Annotated in this window: 9 protein-coding genes; 5 read left to right on the top strand and 4 right to left on the bottom strand. The window is 65.6% G+C overall.

Going from position 1 to position 7674, the window contains the following annotated elements; translation table 11 throughout:
* Positions 1–1447: C1 family peptidase (locus B2W70_RS08000; RefSeq protein WP_286744569.1), on the bottom strand; the 1447-nt coding region annotated here is incomplete at its 3' end.
* 137 nt (positions 1448–1584) lie between these two features.
* Between B2W70_RS08000 and B2W70_RS18415 the strand changes: the two genes are divergently transcribed.
* The 5 genes from B2W70_RS18415 to B2W70_RS07975 all read left to right on the top strand — a co-directional run bounded on the left by B2W70_RS18415 (position 1585) and on the right by B2W70_RS07975 (position 4282).
* A complete protein-coding gene (locus tag B2W70_RS18415; RefSeq protein ID WP_349677440.1) occupies positions 1585–1932 on the top strand; it encodes a PAAR domain-containing protein in 348 nt (115 codons plus the stop codon).
* Between the two features lie 184 nt (positions 1933–2116).
* Positions 2117–2614 carry a DUF4123 domain-containing protein gene (locus tag B2W70_RS07990; protein WP_286744576.1) on the top strand — a complete coding sequence of 166 codons (498 nt, stop codon included), beginning with the start codon at positions 2117–2119 and terminating at the stop codon, positions 2612–2614.
* On the top strand, positions 2608–2955 hold the full coding sequence (locus B2W70_RS07985) for a hypothetical protein (RefSeq protein ID WP_286744566.1): 348 nt from the start codon (positions 2608–2610) through the stop codon (positions 2953–2955). Before B2W70_RS07990 ends, B2W70_RS07985 begins: the two co-directional genes overlap by 7 nt.
* The gene (locus B2W70_RS07980; protein ID WP_286744564.1) at positions 2955–3560 is read left to right on the top strand and encodes a restriction endonuclease fold toxin 5 domain-containing protein; all 606 of its coding nucleotides are present in this window, start codon (positions 2955–2957) and stop codon (positions 3558–3560) included. The genes B2W70_RS07985 and B2W70_RS07980 overlap by 1 nt, the downstream gene beginning before the upstream one ends.
* Positions 3557–4282, top strand: a complete 726-nt coding sequence (locus tag B2W70_RS07975; RefSeq protein ID WP_286744561.1) for an immunity 52 family protein — start codon at positions 3557–3559, stop codon at positions 4280–4282. The genes B2W70_RS07980 and B2W70_RS07975 overlap by 4 nt, the downstream gene beginning before the upstream one ends.
* 63 nt (positions 4283–4345) lie before the next feature.
* Here the strand turns inward: B2W70_RS07975 and B2W70_RS07970 are convergent, their stop codons facing one another.
* The 3 genes from B2W70_RS07970 to B2W70_RS07960 form a co-directional block, all read right to left on the bottom strand.
* Complete coding sequence (locus tag B2W70_RS07970; protein ID WP_286744559.1) at positions 4346–6010, bottom strand: acetolactate synthase large subunit; 1665 nt, start codon at positions 6008–6010, stop codon at positions 4346–4348.
* Between the two features lie 63 nt (positions 6011–6073).
* On the bottom strand, positions 6074–7219 hold the full coding sequence (locus B2W70_RS07965) for an L-lactate dehydrogenase (RefSeq protein WP_286744557.1): 1146 nt from the start codon (positions 7217–7219) through the stop codon (positions 6074–6076).
* Positions 7220–7248: 29 nt separating this feature from the next.
* On the bottom strand, positions 7249–7674 hold a 426-nt coding region (locus tag B2W70_RS07960; RefSeq protein WP_286744555.1), incomplete at its 5' end, for a bile acid:sodium symporter family protein.

Here is a 7674-nt window from a genome sequence, read left to right as displayed (position 1 = left end):
GGCGGTCGAGCCAGCCGCGCGCCGGCGAGCCGCCACGCGAGGTGAGGCCGAACTTGGCGCCGAGTTCTTCGACCAGGTCGGAGACGGTCTCCATCGGGCCCGAGCGCCAGGTCACGAACAGGGGGTAGATGCCGTTGGCCAGGGCGTAAGGCGCCATCACGCGGACGCGGCCGACGGAAGCGCTCTCGCTGTTGAGTCCGCCGTGGGCGTAGACCATGACCTTGACGCTGCCCCGGGCCTTGAGCCAAGCGGCGGGGCGGCTGAGCACGGCCGAGTCGAGCGCGGCCTGCGGGCTTTCGGCCGTGATGTCGTTGCGCACCGGGAAGCCCCGGTCGAGCACGATGGTGTGGCGGTAGGCCTGGTCGGCGTCGAGCGGGCGGTGCTCGGGCTTGCGCACGCTGCGGTAGCGGCGCGCCAGGGCGTCGTCGGCACCGATGAGGCCATTGGGCCGGTCGGGCACGGCGCCCATGGCGCTGCCGCTGAAAGGCACCAGGAAGCGAGGCGAGCGCACCAGCTTGGCCGATGCGCCCGTGCCTTGGCTGCGCACCATGGGAGCCCCTTGCCCCAGTTGCTGGCAGGACACGCCCATGGTGAAAACCCAGGCGTCGGTGGCGTGCTGCACCCAGTCTTCATAGGGCAGCAAGGCAAAGCCGTGCGAGCCCCAGCTCGGGCCCCAGGAGTTCTGCACCACGAAGCCCTGCTCGTTGTAGCCCACCAGCGCGAAGGCGTGGCCGCCGGCTTGCTTGGGTTGGGCCACGGGCTTGATGCGCACCAGGTCGGCGTGGCCCTTGAGCTGCTTGCGCGTGGGCACGGCCCAGCCTTCGTGCACGGTGGCCGACACGTAGACCGCACCGTTCTGGAAGATGGCGGCCTGCAGGTCGACCACCGAACGCACGTCGACGCGGTAGTACACGCCCAGCGTGCGCGAGAGCGCGTCGACGTCCCAGTTGTGCTCGGGGTCGTCGGGCAGATCGGGGTCTTCCAGGGGGGCGACGTGCACGCGGCGGCCCTTGCGGTCGAGCTTGTAGGGCCACAGGTCTTCTCGGCACACGCCGTGGCGGTGCCAGCCCTTGAGCGCGCCGCGGCAGCTCGAGCCTTCGTAGTCTTCGCCCGGCCACTCGTCGTACATGCGCGCGAGCTGGTAGAGCATGGCGGGGCTGACCTTGCGCGCCTGGACCTCGGGCTTTTGCAGGCTGATCACGAAGCCGAGGTAGTTGACGACGGCGGCCAGGCCGAAGCCGGTGCAGGCCCCTTCGGAGCCCTGGTCGAGCACCAGCTTTTGTTTGGCGTACTGGGGCAGGTAGGTTTCGACCCAGTCCTTGGGCGGCCATTCCGATGGCAGGTTGCCCAGGGGCGGTGTGTAGGAGCGGTCTCGCAGGTCGAGCCGGTCAGGGCGGGCGTCGAGTGAAACGGTGCGTTGGCCGATGGTGGCCTGGCGGGTGGGCATGGGTGCGGTCTCCCCTTGTGTTGCATGTGCGAACAAATGCTAGCGAGAGGGCGCTCGCCTGCCCATCATGAAACCTAGGGAGTTGGGGTGCCTTTGCGCCAAGGTGCGTCGGCCTTGCGCCACGTCAGGGCGCAGTGATGCACCGCCATGTCTGGTACCGCCATGTCACCTTGCGCCAGGTGACCTCAGCATGTGCGACCTTGCTTCTGCTAGATTCTTGTCCCATAAACGATCAAGCAGAGAGGAACAACATGGCCACGTTGCCATTTGTTGTATTGGGTGACCGAACCACTCACGGTGGGTCGGTCATCAGCGCCGATTACACCTTTGACGTACACGGCAAGTACGTGGCTCGTGTCGGCGACATGACTGTGTGCCCACGGTGCAAGGGAACATTCCCAATTGTCAGTGGCTCGCCTGACATGTCGTCAATGGGCCAATCCCCGGCAAGACACGGCGACAAACAGCATGTGGCGCGACGCTGATCGCAGGCCAGGCCCTCTCCACCTGGTCGGCTCAAAGCTCAGTCACTGACCCCACTGCCCATGACCAAGCAGAGGCTTTGGTGCAAGCAGCCAGCGTCGCTGCGCCAACCACGTCGGGTGTCTGCCTTGACTGCCTGATGAGGGCAGCCGCAGCGGGCAGCTCAACCGTTGTGCGAGGGTGAGCATGGTCATTGATGTCAATGAGCGACTGGCCGAGTTGCGCCAGAACTGTGCCGCGCTTCGCCTTTACGCGCTGGTTGATGGTCTTCAATACCAAGATCGTCGCGGATTGCGGCTGGCTGCTCAAAATGGGTACAGACCGTTGTTCGCCGGGACGTCAGACGAGCCGTTGAGCCATGCTGGACCCTGGCTGGTGGACGCAGAAACAGCCGGGAAAGAGCACATCGATGACTTGGCTCGCCTCGAATTCGAAGCGCCCGCAGTGACTTGGTTGATCGCCCCTCAAACCCTGGAAGGATTGGCGCAATTGATGCAATTGCGCCTGAACACCCGTTTGCCTGATGGGCGAACAGCCCTGCTTCGTTTTTGGGATCCACGTGTGCTGGTGAGCCTGGCACAACTGCTGGACGAAGCCCAACGAGTTGAGTTCTTTGCGCACATCGAAGAATGGCACTTGCTTGACAACGGCAAGCGAGCATGGATCGGGAGGCAGTCATGCTGACACTGAACGAGGCCCAGTGGCGTGCACTTCAAGCCCATGACAATCGTCAGTTTGTGCTCAATGTTGTCGATCAGTTCTTATCCAAGAGGCCAGACATGCGCGAAACACTTGGGAAAGATGGCGTGGCCGAGCGCATGCAGGCGGCACATGAGTACGGCACCCGGATCGGTTTCACATCCACACCTCACTTGGTGCGATTGATGTACTTGGCCGCAGACGCACCTCGGATCCACGACGATCCCGTTGTCCATCACCATCTGAGCAAACCTGGCGCAACGCCAGAGCAGCGGCTGGATGACTTGCTGGCCGTCATGAACAAAAAACTTGAGGAGACTTCCTGATGGTTGCGCTTGTTGTTCCAGCGGTTGAAGCCGCTGCCATGCGTGTTCTGGCCGCCCTGGGTGTGGGCGTCGTCGCAGGCGCAGCAGGTGAAGCTGCGCGGAATGCTGCCAAGCAGCACAGCGAGGCGGCCGGACAGGCGAAGAGCACCCCGATCGCCAAAACCGAGGCCACGGCCGGCACAAAGGAAAAGTGCAAGGAGTGCCCGCCAGACAAAGGTGCGCCCCTCAACAGATCAACCGCTGGCTGGTCTGACACATCGATTGCTTACCAAGCAAAAATCTGCGGTCTTCCGGTTGGGGCAGGCTTCATCACGGAGTGGATGTTCAACGGCATCAGCTTCGATGGCTTCGATTCCTCTCAATGTCTGTTGAAGGAAGCAAAGGCGAAGTACGATCAATTTTTTGACGAGTACCGCAGGGTTCGCGGCTGGTGGACAGAAGGTGCCGACAAGCTGGTCGAAGAGGCTTACCGGCAAGCCTCCGCTGCGCAACCAAGACCACCTGTCCAGTTGCGATGGCATTTCATGGAGCCCATCAGCTACCGTTATTTCTCCAAGGTGATCAAAGCCGCATATCCCGATGTCGAGGTGGTCTTCCAGCCATGAAATCAACACCAGCGATGGAGCTGTTCCTTCGTCGAGCACAGCCCACATTGATCGACGTCACCACGCAGTTGCAAGAGCTGTACGAATTCGCTCGTGTTGTCGGCGAGTTTTCACCGCTGTTGCAGCGCTGGTGTCTTTCGTCGGACACAAGCAAACACGACGCACTCTTGCACGACGCCTTTGATGCCAATGGACCCACAACGGCTGCGTTGGCCGTTCTCCATCACAAGAGCAAGGGCGTGACCGACGTTCGTTCCATTTCTCTTTGGAATGGTGCCGAATCAGATGCCGAAGTCGCCACGCTGTCATCTCGCGTGAACACCCTCGGTCGGCCGGACACGGTGGAATTCGCCATGCGAGTCGCTCCCGAAGTCACGGACTGGCGCGTGCCGCTTGGCTGGCTGCAACGCGCCATTGCCATCTGGCGTCCAAACGCCTGTTCATTCGGCCCGTATTGGTACAGTGACCACAAGGTCTTTGAAGATCGCCCGGGTGTTGCCTGGATGCTCTACCTGCCCAAAGTCTTGACTGCGCAGCAGGTGCCAGAAGCTCGTGCCTTGGTGCCTGTTGCCGATGAAAACAACCAGCCCATGGGCACCATCATTGTCAGCATCACCGATGAGCCCTTCTCCGAAAACAACCCGGAACATGTCAAGGTGGCCAACTCGATTGAAACTCGGTTGGTTGACCAAGATCTGTTGCCACGTTACGCGGATTTGTGAGGGGTGCTGCGGCAGCAGCAAAAGAAGGTAGCCCGCCCAAGTGGGCAGTCCGCTGCAATCACATCAAGGCGACACCTTGCGCTTGATGAGCTGGGCCAGCGGCTGCGGCAGGCTGGCCAGCGAGCTCAGCACGTGCGGCAGCAGGCGCAGCTTCAGGCCCGCGAACGCGTTGGGCACCACGGCCTCGATGAGGTGCGGCCCCGGCGAACGCAAAGCGTTTTCAAGCGCGGTGTTGAACTCTTCGGCCGTGGTGGCGCGCACCGAGTGCACGCCCATGCTGGCGCCCAGTTGCACGAAGTCCAGCCCGGGGTTGGACAAATCGAGCTGCGAGCGGGCCTTCTCGCCGCTGCCGCCGCCCTGACCCGTGGCGCCCACGCGCTGAAGCTCCACGTTGAGGATGGCGTAGGACTTGTTGTTGAGGATGACGGTGGTGACGTTGAGCCGCTCGCGCGCCATCGTCCACAGCGCCTGGATGGTGTACATGGCCGAGCCGTCGCCGACCAGGGCCAGCACTGGCCGATCGGGGCAGGCAATCGCCGCGCCCACCGCGTTGGGCAGGCCCTGGCCGATGGCGCCACCCGTGAGCGTGACCACGTCGTGGCGCGGCGCGCCCTTGGTGAAGTGCGGCAGCATCACGCCCGAGGTTTGCGCCTCGTCGACGATGATGGCGCGCTCGGGCAGCAGGTGGCCCACGGCCTTGCAGACCTTCTCGGCGGTGAGCTTGCCCTTGGGGCGCTCGGGCCGCGTGGCCGATTGCAGCACGGGCTGCACGGCGTCGGCACCGAGCTTTTGCGCCAGCTTCGACAAGCCGCCCACGGCATCTTGCGAAGGTGAGGCCAGGGTGTGCACGGTGCAGCCTTCGGGCACCAGGTCACTGGCCTTGCCGGGGTAGGCAAAGAAGGACACCGGCGACTTGGCGTCGACCAGGATCAGGTGCTTGAGCCCGTGCAGCTGCACCGAGGCCAGCTCGGCCAGGTAGGCGATGCGCTCGACGTGGGGCAGGCCTGCGCCGCGCTCGATGCGCGTGGGAAAAACCTCGGCGAACAGCTTGACGCCGGCCTTGACCGCGATGCGCGAAGCGGCAAGGAGCCCCGGCTCGCGCAGGGCCCGCGCGCCCATCAGCAGCGCGGTCTTCTCGCCCGACTGGATGGCCCGGGCGATGGCGTCGATGACGTCGTCCTCGGCCACCGGTGGCAGCACCAGCGTCGGCAGGGCCGCGGGCACGCCACCTTCGCTCCACGACACGTCGGCCGGCAGGATCAGCGTGGTGACCTGCGCAGGGGTGCTCATCGCGGTGGCCACCGCCTCGGCGGCGTCGTTGGCCAGCTCGGCGGTGGACGACGAGGTGCGCACCCACTTGGAGACGTTGCGGGCCACGGTTTCGATGTCGGATTGCAGCTGTGCGTCGTACTGGACGTGGTGGGTGGCGTGGTCGCCCACGATGTTGACGATGGGCACCCGGCCCTTGCGCGCGTTGTGCAGGTTGGCCAGGCCATTGCCCAGGCCGCAACCCAGGTGCAGCAAGGTGGCTGCGGGCTTGCCGGCCATGCGAGCGTAGCCGTCGGCCGCGCCGGTGGCCACGCCTTCGAAGAGCGTGAGCACGGCGCGCATGCGCGGCTCGTGGTCGAGCGCGGCCACGAAGTGCATCTCGGAGGTGCCGGGGTTGCTGAAGCACACGGTCACGCCGGCGTCGGCGAGGGTCTTCATCAGGGCTTGGGCGCCATTCATGTCGGGGTCTCCTGCGGGTCGGGTGTTCGTGTTGAAAGCGGTCGAAATGGGGTCGGCAAGCGCTCAGTCCAGGTGGGCGGGGCCGATGTCCGCCACCCGGGTCACGCCAGCCAGGGTCATGGCCAGCTGGAGTTCACGCTGCCAGCTGCGCAGCAAGTCGGTCAGCGCGGCCTGGCCCCCTGCGGCCAGCGCCCAGGCCCAGGGCCGACCGATGAGCACGCCCTGGGCGCCCAGCGCCAGCGCGCGGAACACATCCACACCACTGCGCACGCCGCCATCGACCAGCACGGTCAGCGCGCCATCGACGGCCCGCGCGATGCCCGGCAGCTTGCAGGCGGTGGCGGCCACGCCATCGAGCTGCCGGCCGCCGTGGTTGGACACGACCAGTCCTTGCACGCCGCTGCGCACGGCCATGCGCGCGTCTTCCTCGTCGAGGATGCCCTTGAGCAGCACGGTGCCCGGCCACTGGCTGCGCACCCAGTCGATGTCGGACCAGGTCACAGTGGGGTCGAACTGCGTGTCGATCCAGGCCTTGAAGGCGTCCATGTCCTGGGCCAGCGGCACCTGGTCGTGGAGGTTGCCAAATCCATGCGGCTTGCCTTGCACACCCACGTCCCAGATCCAGCCAGGGCGAGACAGCAGGTGAGCCGCCTTGATCAGGGCCGCGCGGCCAGCCGGGGCCGACAGGCCGTTGCGGGTGTCGCGGTGGCGCATGCCCGAGGTGGGCAGGTCGACCGTGAAGACCAGGGTGCGGCAACCGGCTGCCCAGGCGCGTTGCAACAGGGCCTGCACGATGCCCCGGTCGCGCAACATGTAGAGCTGGAACCAGATCGGCTGCTGCACGGCGGCCTGCACCTCGCCCAGCGAGCAGATGCCCACGGTGGACAGGGTGAAGGGCACGCCGGCGGCTTCGGCGGCGCGGGCGGCCTGGACCTCACCGCGTCGCGCCAGCAAACCACCCAGGCCCACGGGCGCCAACGCCAGCGGCATCCGGCAGGGCTGGCCAGCCAGCGTGGCCGAGGTGTCGACGCCATCAACGTCGCGCAGAACCCGCTGACGCAAGGTCACGCCAGACCAGGCGGTCTCGTTGGCACGCAGGGTCTGCTCGTCGGTGGCGCCGCCGTCCACGTAGTCGAAAAGGAAACGGGGCAGCTTCGCCTGGGCCCTCAGGCGCAGGTCGGCAGCGGTGGCGGGCAGGTGCAGGGGCATGTTGGTGGACGCCTTCTCGCAAAGAGGGGTCAACGCGAGTGGGTGGCGCGGTGGGGCTCACCCGCGGCATCGGACGCCGCCACGTACCGCCGCATCACCCAGGCAAACAGCAGCCCGCCCACGTACATCAGCACCCCATACAGCGCCCCGGGGATGGCCATGGTGCCGTCCTGCAGCACCGTGCTGGCGATCACCAGCGCCAGGGCCGCGTTCTGCACCGCCGTCTCGATGCCCAGCGTGATCGACTGGCTGCGCGACAGGCGCGCCAGCCAGGCCACCGCAAAGCCCAGGCTCAGCATGGTCAGGTTGAGCACCAACGCCAGCGGCGCCAGGGCCGTGAAGTGCGCCTGCACCATCGGCCAGTTCTTGATGACGGCCAGCACCACGATGAGCACGAACAGCCCCGTGGCGATGCGCGTGGCGCGTGGCTCGAAGCGCAGCGCCCAGCCCGTCCA

Origin of the sequence: Aquabacterium sp. UBA2148, assembly GCF_002328915.1 — a bacterium.
Classification (GTDB): domain Bacteria; phylum Pseudomonadota; class Gammaproteobacteria; order Burkholderiales; family Burkholderiaceae_C; genus Aquabacterium; species Aquabacterium parvum.
This window is presented reverse-complemented; position numbering and strand designations above follow the sequence as displayed.